Annotated in this window: 16 protein-coding genes; 5 read left to right on the top strand and 11 right to left on the bottom strand. The window is 60.5% G+C overall.

The window, feature by feature from the left end; all coding sequences use genetic code 11:
• Positions 1–100: 100 nt before the first annotated feature.
• The 3 genes from mnmE (at position 101) to WS91_RS36145 (ending at position 3100) form a co-directional block, all read left to right on the top strand.
• The gene (mnmE, locus tag WS91_RS21645) at positions 101–1504 is read left to right on the top strand and encodes a tRNA uridine-5-carboxymethylaminomethyl(34) synthesis GTPase MnmE (protein ID WP_038749857.1); all 1404 of its coding nucleotides are present in this window, start codon (positions 101–103) and stop codon (positions 1502–1504) included.
• Positions 1505–1672: 168 nt separating this feature from the next.
• Positions 1673–2902, top strand: a complete 1230-nt coding sequence (locus WS91_RS21640; RefSeq protein WP_059671011.1) for a tyrosine-type recombinase/integrase — start codon at positions 1673–1675, stop codon at positions 2900–2902.
• A gap of 21 nt (positions 2903–2923) precedes the next feature.
• Positions 2924–3100 carry a hypothetical protein gene (locus WS91_RS36145; RefSeq protein WP_156432431.1) on the top strand — a complete coding sequence of 59 codons (177 nt, stop codon included), beginning with the start codon at positions 2924–2926 and terminating at the stop codon, positions 3098–3100.
• Positions 3101–3785: 685 nt separating this feature from the next.
• Here WS91_RS36145 and WS91_RS21635 read toward each other — a convergent pair.
• The 9 genes from WS91_RS21635 to WS91_RS21600 all read right to left on the bottom strand — a co-directional run bounded on the left by WS91_RS21635 (position 3786) and on the right by WS91_RS21600 (position 11723).
• A complete protein-coding gene (locus WS91_RS21635) occupies positions 3786–6638 on the bottom strand; it encodes a DUF927 domain-containing protein (RefSeq protein WP_059671010.1) in 2853 nt (950 codons plus the stop codon).
• Between the two features lie 141 nt (positions 6639–6779).
• Positions 6780–7121: a hypothetical protein gene (locus WS91_RS21630; RefSeq protein ID WP_059671009.1), complete on the bottom strand. Its 342-nt coding sequence runs from the start codon at positions 7119–7121 to the stop codon at positions 6780–6782.
• A complete protein-coding gene (locus WS91_RS21625; protein ID WP_004547464.1) occupies positions 7118–7375 on the bottom strand; it encodes a hypothetical protein in 258 nt (85 codons plus the stop codon). Before WS91_RS21625 ends, WS91_RS21630 begins: the two co-directional genes overlap by 4 nt.
• Positions 7368–7544: a hypothetical protein gene (locus WS91_RS34030; RefSeq protein WP_004524590.1), complete on the bottom strand. Its 177-nt coding sequence runs from the start codon at positions 7542–7544 to the stop codon at positions 7368–7370. Before WS91_RS34030 ends, WS91_RS21625 begins: the two co-directional genes overlap by 8 nt.
• Positions 7545–7911: 367 nt before the next feature.
• Positions 7912–8391, bottom strand: coding sequence for a hypothetical protein (locus WS91_RS21620; RefSeq protein WP_059671008.1), 480 nt, complete (start codon positions 8389–8391; stop codon positions 7912–7914).
• Positions 8391–8654: a helix-turn-helix transcriptional regulator gene (locus tag WS91_RS37515; protein ID WP_162835085.1), complete on the bottom strand. Its 264-nt coding sequence runs from the start codon at positions 8652–8654 to the stop codon at positions 8391–8393. The genes WS91_RS21620 and WS91_RS37515 overlap by 1 nt, the downstream gene beginning before the upstream one ends.
• A gap of 137 nt (positions 8655–8791) precedes the next feature.
• A complete protein-coding gene (locus WS91_RS34025) occupies positions 8792–9304 on the bottom strand; it encodes a hypothetical protein (RefSeq protein ID WP_038719164.1) in 513 nt (170 codons plus the stop codon).
• A gap of 408 nt (positions 9305–9712) precedes the next feature.
• The gene (locus tag WS91_RS21605) at positions 9713–10654 is read right to left on the bottom strand and encodes a nucleotidyl transferase AbiEii/AbiGii toxin family protein (protein WP_059671006.1); all 942 of its coding nucleotides are present in this window, start codon (positions 10652–10654) and stop codon (positions 9713–9715) included.
• The gene (locus WS91_RS21600; RefSeq protein WP_231752062.1) at positions 10623–11723 is read right to left on the bottom strand and encodes a type IV toxin-antitoxin system AbiEi family antitoxin; all 1101 of its coding nucleotides are present in this window, start codon (positions 11721–11723) and stop codon (positions 10623–10625) included. The genes WS91_RS21605 and WS91_RS21600 overlap by 32 nt, the downstream gene beginning before the upstream one ends.
• Positions 11724–12399: 676 nt before the next feature.
• Here WS91_RS21600 and WS91_RS21595 point away from each other — a divergent pair.
• Positions 12400–12975: a recombinase family protein gene (locus WS91_RS21595; RefSeq protein ID WP_059583702.1), complete on the top strand. Its 576-nt coding sequence runs from the start codon at positions 12400–12402 to the stop codon at positions 12973–12975.
• Between the two features lie 84 nt (positions 12976–13059).
• On the opposite strand, the gene WS91_RS34020 is transcribed toward WS91_RS21595, so the two are convergent.
• Positions 13060–14763, bottom strand: a complete 1704-nt coding sequence (locus tag WS91_RS34020; protein WP_197419425.1) for an ATP-binding protein — start codon at positions 14761–14763, stop codon at positions 13060–13062.
• Between the two features lie 11 nt (positions 14764–14774).
• A complete protein-coding gene (locus WS91_RS34015; RefSeq protein ID WP_082717311.1) occupies positions 14775–15809 on the bottom strand; it encodes an SIR2 family protein in 1035 nt (344 codons plus the stop codon).
• 270 nt (positions 15810–16079) lie between these two features.
• On the opposite strand from WS91_RS34015, the gene tnpA reads away from it, so the two are divergent.
• The gene (tnpA, locus tag WS91_RS21590) at positions 16080–16508 is read left to right on the top strand and encodes an IS66-like element accessory protein TnpA (RefSeq protein ID WP_231752061.1); all 429 of its coding nucleotides are present in this window, start codon (positions 16080–16082) and stop codon (positions 16506–16508) included.
• The last annotated feature ends 93 nt before the right edge of the window (positions 16509–16601 follow it).

Below are 16601 nucleotides of genomic sequence, written 5' to 3'. Positions count from 1 at the left end.
TTGTCTGCGCAATACTATTGCGCGGCCGGGCTACAATTCGGCATTCAAGGATATCTGCGGTTTTTTTTATTCCCATTCCATTTATTTCAGAATTTTCGCCATGCTCGCCACTGATTCCGATCCGATCGTCGCCATTGCCACCGCGTCCGGCCGAGGCGGGATCGGTGTCGTGCGCATCTCGCTCGGACGCGCCGGGCAAGCCGCGGCGCTCGCGTTGAGCGACGCGCTGTGCGGCGCGCGGCTCGCGCCGAGACATGCGAGCTACGTGCCGTTTCTGGACGGCGCGGGCGAGCCGCTCGATCGCGGCATCGCGCTCTATTTCCCGGCGCCGCATTCATACACCGGCGAGCACGTGATCGAGCTGCAAGGCCACGGCGGGCCGATCGTGCTGCAGCTCGTGCTGCAGCGCTGCCTCGACGCGGGGCGCGCGCACGGCTTGCGGCTCGCGGAGCCCGGCGAATTCACGCGCCGCGCGTTCCTGAACGACAAGCTCGACCTCGCGCAGGCCGAGGCCGTCGCCGACCTGATCGAGGCGAGTACCGAAGCCGCCGCGCGCTCGGCCGGCCGCTCGCTCGACGGCGCGTTCTCGCGCGACATCCACGCGCTCGTGGACGACGTGATCGCGCTGCGGATGCTCGTCGAGGCGACGCTCGACTTTCCGGAAGAGGAAATCGATTTTCTCGAGGCGGCGGATGCGCGCGGCAAGCTCGCGCGCATTCGCGAGCGGCTCGCGCATGTGCTCGGCGACGCTCGGCAGGGGGCGCTGTTGCGCGAGGGGCTCTCGGTCGTGCTCGCGGGGCAGCCGAATGTCGGCAAGTCGTCGCTGTTGAACGCGCTCGCGGGCGCGGAGCTCGCGATCGTCACGCCGATAGCCGGCACGACGCGCGACAAGGTTGCGCAGACGATTCAGGTCGAAGGCATTCCGCTGCATATCATCGATACGGCGGGGCTACGCGAGACGGAGGACGAGGTCGAGAAGATCGGCATCGCGCGCACGTGGGGCGAGATCGAGCGGGCGGACGTCGTGCTGCATCTGCTCGATGCGCGCAGCGGGCTCGGCGCCGACGACGCGGCGATCGCCGCGCGTTTCCCGCTTGGCGTGCCGGTCGTGCGGGTGCTGAACAAGACGGATCTGACGGACGCGCCGGCGTCGGTCGTGCGAGCGGGCGGCGGCGCGGACGGCGCCGAGGTGTGCGAAGTGCGGTTGTCGGCGAAGCGCGGCGAAGGTATCGGTTTGCTGCGCGGCGAGCTGCTGCGCATCGCGGGCTGGCAGGCGGGCGCGGAAAGCGTGTATCTCGCGCGGGAGCGGCATCTGATTGCGCTGCGCGCGGCGCAGGCGCATCTCGCGCATGCGGCCGGGCACGCGGATCAGAATGCTCAGGCACTGGATCTCTTTGCCGAGGAATTGAGGCTCGCGCAGGAGCGGCTCAATTCGATCACCGGGGAGTTTACGTCTGATGATTTGTTGGGGGTGATTTTTAGTCGGTTTTGTATTGGCAAATAACCAGTCGCCAATCGACGGCAAAGGTTCGCAAGAAAAACGCCGAAATCCATTGTCTGGATTGGCTCTGTCTCCAAAGTTCGCCAAGCCTTCGCAATTGACAGCCACGCTTTATTAGTACACATTTCAGTACACAAATTCGCTGTGTACTTTCAGATGTGTACTAACGTCATGCCTAAAATCTCGATTCCCCTGAACGACACGCGCATCAAGACTCTCAAGCCGAAGGTGGCCCGCTACACTGTGTCGGACGGCGGCGGTCTGGTGCTCGAAGTGATGACGTCCGGCTCGAAGTTCTGGCGCTACCGGTATTCCCTGCACGGCAAGCAACAGCCGGTGGTCACGATCGGCGAGTATCCGGCACTGAGCTTGACCATCGCGCGGGAGCGGGCGCGGCGTTACGCGGAGATTGTGGCGGGCGGCGTGTCGCCGGTCGCAGATGCTCGAAAGGACCGAGGCGCGGTGAAGAGCCTCGACACGGTGCGAGAGTTCGGCGGGTATTGGATCGAGCAGCAGATGGCCGACAAGTCCGAGGAATACCTGCGGACGACAAATCGGGCGCTTGAGAAGGACATCTATCCGGCCATCGGCGGCAAGTCCGTTTCAGATGTGACGCCCGGCGATGTGCTCGCGATCTGCGATCGAATCAAGAAGCGCGGCGCTCCGAAAATGGCGCTCTCCACACGGAACGTCCTCAAGCGAATGTACGAGTACGCGATCGCGCGCCAGCTTGTCACGACCAATCCGGCGCAGGCCATTGTCGCGCGCTTTGTCGCCACGCAGGACAGTCGCGACTGCGTGCTGTCGCCCGATGAGATCGGGCATGTGCTGCGCGCCGTCTATGCGTCCAGCATTCGCCGGCCGCTGAAGCTCGCGATTCACCTTCTGGTGCTGACAATGGTTCGCAAGTCGGAGCTAATCGAAGCGCGTTGGGACGAGTTCGACCTCGACGCGAGCATTTGGCGCATCCCCGCCGAGCGGATGAAAAAGGATCGCGAGCACTGGGTTTACCTCGCTCCGCAGGCCGTGGCGATGCTGCGCGAACTGCACGACAGCCGGATCAGTCACCAGTACGTGTTCCCGTCGTCGCGCGGGGCCGACCGGCCGATTGCGAAGAGCACGCTGAATCAGGCTGTCAGGGCGCTCGACATGGAGGTTCAGCACTTCGTCTTGCACGACTTCCGCCGTACCGCCTCGACGCACCTGCACGAGATGGGCCAGCCGTCCGACGCGATCGAGAAGGCGCTTGCGCACTCGATCAAAGGTATCAAGGGCGTGTACAACCGCGCTGAGTATGCCGACGAACGCCGCCGGATCTTGGCGCTGTGGGCCGATTTCGTTGACGCGCAGATCGATGAAGGGCGCAAGGTGGTTATCGGCAAATTCGGCTCTGCAGTCTGAGCTTTGTCACTCGTACAAAAAGTGAACCTGTTCGACTACAATTGGCGGCTACTGGTTACCAAGCGGCTGCAACCCATCCCGTCGCTGACCATTTTTCCCAAGTGGGAAAAATGGTGGACCATGGGTTTGTCCGAACCGGTATTGCCAATGGCAAACGGACATCGCGATGCAAACGCGACGGCGGCGGCTCGCCGGTAAACGATCAAACCACGTCTGGCCAATCCTCGGGTTCCCTCACGAGCGGACGGACGGCGTTACGTCCATGCCATACCTGCATGGTAACGACTCCCTTCTGTGTGGTTCTCGACGGTGAAACGGATACGGCCTAGCGACGGGGTGATCGGGTGACTTGGATCTTTATTATTATGTGCCCCCCTTATGTTGGCCGTCAGTAGAGAAAAGACGCGGGTGTGAGCCCCCGCGTCCCTGCCATAGACGCGGGGTCCCCCGCTTTCCGTCCACCACGAAACTTGCGGTCGGCGTAACAATGTCTGATCGGTGTACGTCGGGGACACCTCCTAGAAAACACGTCGCCGATTCCCTTCGAATCCCGCAGAGCCGCGCCCCGTCTGACTTCGAGGATGATGCAGTCGGTCTACGCCTATCCGCTTAATGCAAAACGAGTTGGAGATTTGGAGATAAACGTCGGAATCGGCCGCGAAGCCTTGTGGTACAAGACTTTGACTGTCTCCAAACAGGGTTGGAGAATGCTGGAGATACTGGAGATAAACGGACCCGGATCGTTACGAATCCAGCAAGATTCGCCGAGCACGCGCCGCCCGGTTCCGTCTGGTGCGTGATCTTCAAAGCGGCTTTGATGCAGGCACGAAATCGCGCGCAAAGGAATGCCCGCCGCCGCCCTCCCGCACGGCGGCGGCGCGGTTCACAGTTCGAGCGTGAAGATGGACGGGCGAACGCGATACACCATGAATTTCCCGTGGCCGGGGATGTATTCCTGTCGATACGGATAGCCGTCGCTGCGCGGCATCAGCACGCCGCGCTTCATCAACGCCTTGGCGACCATCTTGTGATCGAAGCCGGCGCACACGTCCTTGCGGAACACGGCCGCCTCGATCAGATATTCCGTCTCGACGTGCTCGGCGTCGTCGGTGCTCATCTTGCCGCCGAACTCGGCGTAATACTCGCGATCGGACGCGATCGCCGTGCGGCGCTCGTCGCGCTTCACGTGCTGCTTGAAGCCCGCCCGGTGCGGCACGTTCGGCCGATGATCGTCCTGCGCACGGTTCATCCACACGAAACGATTGTCGCCGTGCGCGACGAGGAAGTGCAGCACCTGACGCACGGCTTCCACTTCGTCCGAATTGCCCGCGCCGCCGCGCAGTTCCATCCAGCCTTCGAAGCAACGACGCGCCGCGTCGACCGACGCGCCTTCCGGCCAGCCGGTCAGCCCGTGCGCGGTCGCCAGCTCGCCCGCCACCGCGACGAGACAGAACCGTTTCGCGACGCGCGCCACCTGCGAATGCGCGCCGTCCGGCACCCACTCCGTCACCAGCTCGTCGACGCGCGTGCGCAGATGTTCGGCCAACTCATCGGCCTGCGCGGATGCGAACTCGATGAACGCCGGCCCGGCCGTGCCGTAGTGTTTGCCTGCGTGCCGCTCTAGATGCTCGATCAACGCGGCCGGCGTCGGGAAGCCGTGCAGGTCTTCCACTACGCCCATTTCGCCGACCTCGGCCGGGATGGCCGGCAAGCGCACCTCGATACCACCTTTCATCGGCTTGTTCGCCTCGGCCATCAGCGCGGACACGCTCTTCTCGCCGTTCGACAGGAACAGCAGCCGCCACGTCAGCACCGGCTTGGCCGAACCGTTACGCGACGCGCGCGCCTTGCCCGACTCGTTCGCGAGCATGTAAATCACATCGCCGACCAAGCGCGGCTCGACCTGCCCGATTTCATCGAGAATCAGCAGTGCATCGCTGTGCTGCGTGGCGACCGCTTCGAGCGCGTTGTCGGTTGCCTTCCAGCTCCGCACGTAGTCCGGCGAGCCGAACACGGACGCGGCGATGACGCCGCCCGTCGACTTGCCCTTGGAGGTTGTGCCGAGCAGGTGAAAGCCGCCCGATTGGAGCCCGGAGAAGTGCAGTAGCGGACCAGCGAAGGCAGTCGCGACACAGAACAGCAGTCGGCTGTTGCCGACGCAGTAGGCCGCGACGTCGCGCCGCCAGTCGTCGAGCGTGCCGCGTTCCTTGAACTGGCTCTGGATCGGCGTATCGGCCTGATAGATCAGCGCCTCCTTGCCCGTGCCGATCACGCGATCGGGCAGCACGAACGCGCCGTGATGCCAGCCGACGCGCGGCACGCAGCGCACGCGCTCGTCCGGCCGCGCCATCTGGATGTAGTTTGCGATCTGCGTGCGTGCGGTCTGCGTGACGCCGAGCTTCACGCCCATATCGAGCAGCATGCGCCGCAACTCGGTCCCGTCGCCCGCGAACAGGCCGGCCGGCACCGCCCATCGCTTGAGGATACCGTCGCGGTCGGTGAATTCCAGCAGGTAGCCCCATTCGCTGCTCATCTCGTTACGCGTCTCCGCGATTACGTCGATGCGCGTGCTGATCCAGTGCGGCGGCAGCGGATCGCCCTGATTGTTGAAGCCGTGATACCAGACGCCTTCGTCGTCGACCTCGAACCGCCACGTGCCATCCTGCGCGCGGGCCGTTTTCGGGCGCTTGGCGGGCTTCGCGACTGGCGACCTAGCCTTGCCCTTGTCGGCGTCCGACGAGCCGGCCGGAGCGAACGCCGCGCGCACGGCAGCGGCTACCGCATCCGGGCCGAGGTGGGCGGCCAAGTCGTTGAAGTCCGTACCGGCCGCCGGACGGTTCGGGCCGAAGTCGGGAATGGCCACCGTGCCGGCTACCGCGTCGGCTGCCGCGCGAGCCTTCGTGACGCCCGGATTGCCGTTTGTCGTGTGGTCGTCGTCGGCGCACACGATGAGGTGCGCGTCCGGATACCGACCGCGCAGCGCTGTCGCGATAGCGTGCAGGTTGCCGGCGTCGAACGCGACGGCGGCCGGGTAGCCCGTTGCTGCTGCGAGCGTCGCGCAGGTCGCGTAGCCCTCGCCGACCAGCAGGACGGACGACACCGCGCCGCCGATCAGCGAGAAACAGCCCACCTTGCGGCCGTTCGGCAGATAGCGTTTCTGCCCGTCGGTCAGGATGAATTCGAGCGTCCACAGCTGGCCGTCCGCGTCCCTTGCCGGAATGACGAGTGCGCCGTCGCATGCGGCCGTGCCGATGCTCAGGTTGCCGCGATAGACGCGCAGCGCGTCGGCGGGGATGCGTTTGCGAACGAGGTAGGGGTGATCGGTCGGCGCGGGCTCGGCCGCCGACCAGATCGATTCGGCGAGCGCCGACGCGGCTTGCTGTTTCTCGGCCAGCGCGGCCAGCTCGGCCGCCTCGCGGGCGGCGCGTTCAGCGTGCTGCCGTTCGCGCTGTTCTGGATCGACCGGCTTGGCGCGATGCGCGCGCGGATCGAAGCCGCCAAGCTTTGCGAGGTGGAACAGCGTGTTGATGGTGATCTTGCCGCCCTTGAACGACTTCCACACATCGCGGGCGTCCTTTACGTTGTAGTTCTGCGCGCCTTGGCTCCATTCGTTCCAGAGGGTGAAACCCTCTTCGCCGAACTCGGCCTTGAGCGCCATGCCGGCCTGACGCCACGTGTCGCGATCGTCGGCCGGAACATAGCCGAGCGCGACACTTGCCCGCTCGAATTCGGACATGGGTGCGTTACTCATAGATTCCCATTGGACGCGCGCGGGCCGACTTTCCGATTAGTAGTCCATATCGGCAAGCCGTTTGCCCGGCGCGCGAAGAATTGAATGATGCCGACGGCCGCTTAGCGGCCGAGCATCATGGTCGCCTCAGTGCGTCGTGCGCGGATGGCGCGTGACGCCGAGCGCCGCGAACAGGTGCTGTTGCACGCGCCCCATCAGGCCCGCCACGAACGCGTGGCCGCTGACCGTGACGCGATGCATATCGACTTCGCCGTCGTCGTGCATGCCGGCTTTCAGCCCGCGCACGAAGGCGTCGACCTGAAAGGCGGCGTAGTCGTGCAGACGCACTTCGCCTTTCAGCTCAAGCCATGCATCGGCGCAGACCGCGCCGAGGTCAACGGCGAATTGCAGTTCGATCGATGCGCCCGTGTCGAGCGGCGGCGCGTTGTCGAATCCGTCAATCACGGCGGTTCGGACGTACTGGCTCATTGCGCACCTCCGACATCGGTCATCGCAAAGGCCAGTTCGCGCAGTTCGCTCGCCATGCCCTGCACCAGCCAAAGCAGGTTGACGCGCGCGCCCGCGCTCATGTCTTGAAACGTCGTGAAGCCGTCGTCGGCGAACGCCAGCAGCAGCGATTCGAGGTGCATGGCACGGCTCGCGACGAAGTGGGACAACGCGAGCGTGCCGGCGAATTCGATGCGGCGGCCGTCGTTCATGTGGATCGACAACGCGTCAGCCATGCCGCACCTCCGCGCGCACGAGCGCCGCGATGGCGACGAGTGCCGCGCCGGTCGCATCGAGCGCGGTTTGGTACGTGTCGGCAGTGGCTGCTTCGCGCAGCGCGGCGCGAATGATCGAATGGATAAGGGGAACGTTTCGCCCGGAATGGGCGTGCGTCGGCTGGCGCATTGGGTGCGACCTCCTCGGGTGGGTTGAACGACCCGGCTCCCGCTGTCAAACGAGGTGGCCGGGCACATGGCAGGGTTGACAGACCGGAACCCGAGGACACCGGCGTGCGCGAACGCACCCCCACCAAGGCCCGACCATTGAAGGCGCTTAGTGTGCGGACGCAAAAAAACCGCGCGAAGGCGGCTGTCCGCCTCGGGAATTTTCCGGCTGTCACCCCGGATCGCTGCTGTTTCAGCGACGCTCACAGGATACCGCGCGTCGCCGCGCGGCGCAAATTCGCACGGCAACAGGCCCGAAACGATGGTGCGGAACGGCCGACGCTGGCAGCACCGCGCCATGCCAAAGTGACATTGGGTGCGCGCGATCGTCATGCGCTGAGCCCGTTTTCGATCAGCGTGACCGCGATGCGTTGCAGGCGCACGGCGGCGCGGGCGTGCTGGTCGTCACCGCGCGACCGGAGCACGTCGGTAGTGGCATCGATCCGCTGCACCATCGGATCGGTGAGGGGCCGGCCGGCATCGTCCAACGCGTCGCCCACGTCGAGCGCAGCATCTTCCAGCTCGCTCGCGAGCACCGCGCGCGCCACGGGCAGCAGAGTGCCCGGCGCGACAAGCAGCCGGGCAATTTGCGTCGAATGAATCGCCGCCAGATGGCAGGCGCGGCTATCCGACGCCCAGAGGGCGGTCGACACGCTCTCCAAGAACGCAACCATGCGAAGCAGATTGGGATCGCCGCACGCCACGCGCGCATCTTCGAACGCCGCGCAAGCGTCGAGCCACGTGCGGCGCGTATAAACGGACGGCTGCGTCGACATGCGCTCGCGCGCCTTCATCAAGTTGACCGTCATTACGCGCCCTCCGTCGTCTGGTTCGCCGCGTCGACAGCGCGATAGTTCAACGGATCGGCCATCCAGCGATGAAGCTCGCGATTCGACCAGACCGTGCAGCGCTGCGTCAGACGACTCGCACGCGGAAAGCGCCCTTCCAACTCACGCTGGCGGACGGTTTCGCGGGACAAGGGAATGAAAGGACGGAGATCGCCCCAACGCGAAAAACCATCAAGCGGCAGTCCAACCGGGGCAGGTGTTGCGACTGTGTTTTTTGCGGACATTCGTGCTCCCTAAGCATAGCTGTGCCACCATCGACACAGGCCGGAAGCCTGAAGCACGAAACGCGATCGACGTATCGACAATCGCGTTTCGGTCACGTAAAACGAGACTGTCGTTACCTCAATCGCGTTTTACCGGTTCACCCGGCGAGCCACGCCCTTTTCAACTTTCGTACGTGATCCGCCGTGACGCCGAAGCGAGCCGCAATGTCCGAACAAACGTTGCGTCCCTGAAAGTCTTCACCGTTACGCCGACGACGACTGAACTCTTCGATGATCTTCGTATTCTTCGCTTTCGAGAGCCGCGCCGCCTGAGCCGGTTTGATGGCCTTTTGCCTTTCCAGCTTTGCTTGCTCCTGCCGTTCTCGCTGTTCGGCTTCGAGCAGCGCCAAATGTGCGCGCGACATTTCGTGTTCTTCCGCGCGCTCGGCAATCTGCTCATGCAACGCATTGATTCGTTCCAGCAGCGCGGATTCAGTTTTACGTCGCGCGTAGAGCACGACACCTTCCAATGTGCGACTGTTGAACAGTTCGTGCTTCATCAGCTCTTGCGCGGTGCGCAGATCATCCTCGTCAACGCATTTGACCAGCAGACCGGCCAGCAAGGCCATCGCCTCACCAACCGGCACGTCACGTGGAATGATGTCTTGCATCTGCCCGAATGGACTTTCACCATCCTCCGCAGCAAAAGGCTGGGACGCTCGGTGTTTTGCGTCTGCGGCGGCGGAAGAGAGAATGCTTCTTCTGACGCATTGCCTTGAACGCCGCGAACGAATGCCGGCGCGAGGTTTATGCGTGAGAACTGGACTAGGTGTCTTTATACGTAGCAATAGCGCACCCTTCTGTGCGGCCTTCACGAAGAACGCCGAGCCAGCCGGTGAAGGTATCCGGTTTTCGGGTGGCCGCCCTAGACTCGACGGACCGCATTTTCTCACGACTTGCTACGCCAACTATTCTGCCCGCAAAGCTTCAGACCGTCCAACGCATAGCAATCAGGCGAGAAGCCGGGTGCATCGACAGCTCGCCTAGGAAAATATCGAGGGTGGATCGTGCCGCTTGTATTAGACGTCGGCGCCTGTCGAGCCAACCTGCGGACTGGTGCCGTCCTGACTCCCGTCGTCCTCCGTCAAAAACTCTCTCGCGAATGCTGAGAGGAGGGCGTCTGAGTCGTCGACGAAGCCCCCCAGTAGCGTCGCGGCACGCGCTTGGAGGTCCAGCCGCAGCGTTTCATAGGCGTCGGCCGGTCGCAGCAATGCGCGCAGCGCAGCTCGCGTATCTGGATACGCAAGACCACGTACGTCACGCCCGAGCAGCCCCGCTGCTGCCAGGCTCACATCAAAGTTCGCGGCCGTGAGCAGGTCCGTCGCCTGCTCGTAGGTTCGCTCGATATTTCCGGCATCGACGTAGTTGCGCAGGACGAACAGCAGGTCCGCGGAGTCCGTATTTTTCGTCAGTCGCCTGTCCTTCCACGCGATGAGCTTGAGCAGGACGAACGCCGGCAGCGTTACGATGGGCACGACAAGACCTTCACCGATGCTCACCGGCTGCGCGGTATCGACCGCCTCTTGGAACCCAAGAACCGTCATCACGATGTCGCCATCTGGGGGCCAGTGGATCTCGCCCGGCGGGCCCTCGATCTGACCGAAGGGCACAATGTCGAGCTCACTTTCGTAGTCGTCCGCGCTGCGCTTGAACAGCAGCTTCTGCTGCTGCTTGGAATGACGCCTGAAGCGCTGCGTTTGCACCAACAGTTCGATTAGCGCGTCGTGGGACTCCCAACTAACAGCGCACACAGCGACGTCCACGTCGCGCGTGGCGACGGGAGCCCTTATATCGTGAAGATGCCACATGAGGATGTCACGCGCGGTCGCCCCCGCGAGCACGAATTTCGCACCGAGTTGTGCACACGCGTCTTTCACGTCGCGCAGTAACGCGACTGTGAGCGCCTCGACAGGACGTTCGACAGGAACTTCAAGTGCGCTCTTTTGCAAGGTATTGATCATAAATAGTTTGGGCAACGGCACGATTCCGGTCGTCGCCAGATGTGATTAGATCGCTATAGACAAGGAGTGGATGGACCACTTCCCGGTGAGGCAGATTCCAACCTTCTTCCGCCTTGGCCGGCCAGAACGTCTCGAGTACTTCGACGTTACCGCGATCATCAGGCCGAAGCATCCCATTCATCATCAAGCGCGGCGTAATACCCCCGTGAGAGTAAATCGTCATCGACGCGGGCTTGATCTCGTGGGTCAGGATGTCTGCGCCGGCTTCGCCGCCCAAGCGAGCATCGAGGTCGAGAACCCCGGGTCGGCTCCACCAGTTACTCTCCTTGGTCCAACTGGTGAAGCGACGTGGGCTGAGCTTCGGACGCAAACGCGTTGGAAATAGACTCACCCACTCCTCGATGAGCCGGCGGCGATCGGCAATGACCCGGCGCGCGCCTTTGTGCACGACTAGTCCTCTGTATATCAAATCGTCCATCGCCAAGTTGACTGTGTTCAAGGCAACAGCCGAGCGATCCGCAATCGTGCGATAGGGGGCGTGGACGAGGCCCGGCTGGGTCAGGAGCGCGAAGGTCATGCGCAGTCCCTTGGGCGTCGTCGAGCGCGACGTCGGGTCCTTGAGGTTCAGTGTGGGTTTGTCACGCCCGACGATCATGATGGTTGCTTCGGGCTCGTGGATGTATGCGTTACCCGCTGTATCGAGAAACGGAATTCCCTTAGCGATAAGATCATCCGCCAGCCTCGACGTTATGTGCTGTGTGACAAGCATCAGTGGGTGCGCATCGTTCGGCGCGCGCCGCGAGAGCATGCGGTTGACGATGATACTTGCGCCTAGCGAACGGGTACCCGCGTTGATAACCACTGGCATGTCGAAGCGCTTCCCCGCAACGGTGAATCGGATCCACGCATCTGCCCCGTAGCTTGCCGAAACCCGAGCATGCGCGAGATCTTTCTTCTCGTTTGCAGCCATGGGCGCAGCGCGATAGTGGTGCGTCGCGTCAGAAAATGCTTCGCAAGCTAGTGTTAGCGCTTGCTGCTCGGTAGCGGTAAGGCGATCAGGGGAAGCCATCGAAGAATTTCCTTGTACGGTAACTCTCAGTGTACGCCAAAAGCGTACATATTAAAAATAGCGTACAAACAGACTGAAAGCACTTTCGCGATTGTGGTCAGCAGAGCAGACGCATTGTTGTATGTTTTTTAGTTGCGTCCTCAAAAAACGTACAAGAGAAAATTAGCGTACGTCGTGGAATGATTGAGGGGCGGGTTGTCGCGTTGAGTCAGGCCGTGACTGCACACCGGTGCGTCCCATGTTGACTGCTGTCTCAGCCGCCCTGTCGCAACATCGCTTCCGCACTCTACCGCACGCGCAGCGCCACTCGAACTCTGGAACACATCGTTGTTCATGGCGTAACTGCATCGGGAAACCGGGCTGTCGACGCCAGTTCCGCTTATCGACCGCCAACTTGCGGATGATGTACTCGACGGGGTAGCGTCACCCCCTCTAGCCACATTATGTAATGTGCCGACCCTTTGCATAAGTGGGAGGGACATGAGCCTGCGCAAAATGAAGCGCCGTTCACCAACTTCAAAATTTCGGCAATCCAAATCGGCTGCTCAGGATTCACAGCGTCCGAAACCGTTCCCTTTCGAACATGGGGCACAGCGATGTCCGAAAATAAGGCTTTACTAATTTTGGACACGGGGTATGATTCGTACATCCCTTTCGAACACATTGAGTGTGCAGCATGTCTCGGACCTTCGCATACGCCCGCGTCAGCACAACCGATCAGACGGCAGCCAACCAACTCCGCGAAATCGAGGCGGCCGGCTTTTCTATCGACAAGCGCCGGATCGTTACCGAAAGCATTTCCGGGAGCGTCAGCGCGGACCAGCGGCCGGGATTTGCACAGCTGCTTCTCAAGATGGAAGAAGGCGACGTATTGATCGTGACGAAGCTCGACCGACTCGGCCGGAACGCGATGGACGTGCGTGCAACCGTCGAAGCGCTGGCAGATCGCGGCATTCGGATTCATTGCCTTGCACTCGGCGGAGTTGACCTGACAAGTGCAGCCGGCCGTATGACGATGCAGGTATTAAACGCCGTTGCCGAGTTTGAACGCGACTTGTTGATCGAGCGGACGCAGGCCGGTATCGCGCGAGCAAAGGCAGAAGGGAAGGCGATGGGCCGCCCGTCTGCGCTGACGAAGCCGCAGCAAGAGGAAGTGCGAAAGCTATTGAGCGAAGGTGCGACGGTCGCCGGTGTCGCGAAGCTGTATGACACCAGTCGCCAGACGATCATGCGAATACGCTCTGCTACATAGCGCCTTGCAGTGCATCACTGAGCCCTACAAACCGGACATGACGGCCGATCGAATACCGTCTTTCGAGTACCTGAATCGATGCCTTCAGGTAACATCTTGAGAGCGCCATGCGTGAAGAACTTTGGCTAGGTCGAGATCCAGCGGGTCCGAGGTCCAATGCTTGTAAAACGATGCATCGTCACTTTCAGGTTTCGGCGCCGGTTCATCAATACGTATCCGAGTTGGCATAAGGACGGAATCCCCTAGCAAGATGCACTCGCCACGTCTCAACGTCGAAAACATGCTTGATATCCCACGCACGGAATCTGGCAGTAGATTCCTGACGTAAGATTGATCATCCGGATTCGAGATTCTGAGGCATAGAAAGCTATTACATTGCGACAGGATCGTGGACGAGACCTCTCTGGGCCGTTGACTGATGACCGTCAGGCTAACGCCATACTTTCTCCCCTCCTTTGCAATCCGCTCCGCCGCGTGACGTGCGGCTTCTGAAGTACTCTCCCGCTCATTCAAGTAGATGTGCGCCTCATCCGCAAAGATTGCTATAGGGTGTCTCGCTTTGTTAACACGACGAAACCAGTATGCAAAGTCGAATAAACAGCGCAATATCAAAGATATAACGGATGCGCGAACATCAAATGGCACCGGACTAAGATCAATCACGACAACCTTCTTTCTTTCACCAACCCTCTCGCCCAGAAGGCGCCTAAATAAATCCTCCATTGACGCGCTGCTTTTATATTTCACCGGCTTGAAAATTAAATCATATCGCCGATCATTCAGGCGCGAATCAATACGCATCAACAACCTTGTAAATTGACCGAACAACGGCCCCTGCTTTTCTTTTGAACTGCCAGCCACCATTTCCGTGTCCAGCTTACGGAAACGCTCCAGTATTTCAGAGAAATCAAAAAAAACGGGAGTGTCGATGGTTATCTTTTTAATTCCCAACCCCTGATTTTCGGGGTGATTCTCCTTTGCAGCCTGAAGCAATTCTTTGAATTTCGCGATCTGGTTTGGCGCAGCCGATTCACTTCTGTCGACCATTAAACCCAACAGCTCTTCCGAGTTCATCAGCCAGTACGGAAGCTCTAGGTCGCTTGCCGATATGACGTCAGCATCCTCGTTGAATGCATCTGCATACTCTCCGTGCAAATCGAATAGCACTGCGGTTGCTTGTTTGAAACTGCAAAGCTTCTGTAACAACGACGCAACCGTCCATGACTTGCCTCCACCAGTCTGCCCGAGAATAGCGGCATGCCGCGACAGAAATGCGTCCAAGTTGATCTTGGCCTCTTGCTCCGGCAGCAATGATAGTCGTCCCAAAGCAAAATCACCTTCCGCATAGCTAGTAAAAATCGAATCAAGTAGGCTGGGCGGTGTGGCAAATGCGGGGGCATTAACGGTAGGCAGTACGTCTGAACCTCTCTCGAATTTGCCCGCTGAGTTGATCGTGCCGACAGGCACGGTTGTCAGCAATCGCGACGATGAGTCGACCAGGAGAGTGCCGCCAACTACTGCGTCTTTCACCTCAGCGGCAGATACTCGGCCCTCCTTCATAGAGACGCCTGTTACCATGCAGAGAAGGCGGGCCGAAGGTAGCGCAACCACAACAAACGTACCCGGCTGTCCAATTAGTATCGGTGCAGGCCCCATGCTAGTAGATAGATGCACGGTCATACTGTCAGGCACGCCGCTCTCCCCGTCAGCGCTACTACGAAACTCCATAACCGAAACAATAATTTCGTCCCCGGAAACAGCGCAGACTCTTCCAATCTGATAGTCCATCGTGCACCCCTTCAAAAGGCGGCCGCAAAGGCACTGAACTTCCATAACTCAGTTTTATTGTCTGACACTGAGCCAGCCTTCCATGATGATGTCGAAAAAGCCGCTGAAACTGACGGCAACGATTTAAATGAAGACAGGCCGACAGGCTCAATGTCGCACAATGCAGTCAACCGACATTTCCCGGCGCGCAACGCTGGGAGTAGCAAGGTTTGGTTGATATGTTCATCCCCGAAACTAAAGCCGCAACTAATCAGATACCTGCACTCCGTACCCAGAACGCGGCTCACTTGCGAAAATAACAGATCATACGGATGCGCGAGCGTATCCATGACTTTTCGACGGCGTGGCAATACGATCGTTCTTGGAGTTGTTGCGCCCAATGATCCAGGATGTTGTTCCAGAATCTGCGCGCCCTTCGCAATCCATGACAAGGAGCCGTGAAGCTTTATTAACTTCACCACAAGTCGCGGCTGGGGTGCGAAACGAATTCCGTCAATCGTCCCTCTGACTTGATTGAACTGCCCCACATCGAAGAACCTAGTCGTTGCGCCGCTGAAACCGTTTTCCAACGTAACACCAGCAATCGCAGCCGCCGTCTCAAGCAACAAATCGTAATTGGTTGTGAAAACCCAAACGGTACAAGGTAGCCCAAATGTCCGACGCTGTAGATTTTCAAAGAACTTGATGTGGCAATCCAAAACAGGGTCGACAACACCAAGCAAACTACTTACGATTAATTCTCTAAATCGCTCCTCTAATGCCTGATACGTCGCCTCACCTGAATTCAATGCGTGCGCAATTGTAAAATCGGCCAACTCTTCAATATTCGGCGTTGCACTTGCGTCATCGTAAACTCGTCCGGCCGTGCTCAACACGGTATCAAGTGCGACTCTCTCTGCGCTCGAAAGACACCCGACGACGTTACGCGTCAACTGCGCCATCATCGGATAACCGGCTTCCCGAGACGCGCCAGCCCCGAATAGAAAGCCAATTCCCTCCAGCGACTGAGCCAAGCTTGGCAAGAGGTCGTCAATACCCAGAACCATGTGTCACTCCGCTCGCAGTGGAGTTGCAGTGCAACCTAAGGCCGCAAGGAACGCTTCGCACCACGCCGGCAGTTCACATGTCCACCAAACACTGGAATGAATACCGCGCATGCCACAGCATGCTTATTCTTGCACTTCCAGCAAACAATATGCCCTGCCTTGGCAAATTGCAAAGTTAGTTTGCCAACCCGATTCACATTGACGCAGCGACCGTGCAGCGTAAGCGCCTCACGGCGACCGTCGTAGACGAGGGCGAGAAGCGACATCAAAGTGGTGCCCATCATTTTCGATTTGATGGACATCACCGTGACAGAGCCGGAAGCCAAGCCCGGGAGCCGCAAGGGGCGCCCAAACTATGATCGCGAGTTTCGACGCCGTCTTGCGGCCGCGGCATGCGAGCCGGGTGCTTCGGTCGCAAAGCTGGCGCGCGAGAATGGCATCAATGCAAACATGCTGTTCACGTGGCGGCGTCGCTATCGCGAGCAATTGCTGGCCCAAACGACGTCGCTGATTCCGGTGGCGGTGGTCGATGAAACGCCGGCGCAGCGCGTGACCATGCCCTCGGAAGCTCGGGCAGTGGGCAACCGCACTACTCGAGCCGGGACAATCGAGATTCGATTCGGTGAGGTGGTCGTCAAGGTGGACGGCATTGTGGACGCCGACACGCTACGTGTTGTACTGGGGAGCATGCAATCGTGATCTCTCTTCCCACGGGTACCCGAGTCTGGCTGGTGGCCGGCGTCACCGACATGCGCTGCGGATTCCAAGGGCTGGCGGCGAAGGTGCACACGG

Origin of the sequence: Burkholderia sp. MSMB1498, from assembly GCF_001526245.1 — a bacterium.
Lineage (GTDB): Bacteria > Pseudomonadota > Gammaproteobacteria > Burkholderiales > Burkholderiaceae > Burkholderia > Burkholderia savannae.
Note: the sequence above shows the minus strand (reverse complement) of the source record. Positions and strands in the feature narration are given on the sequence as shown.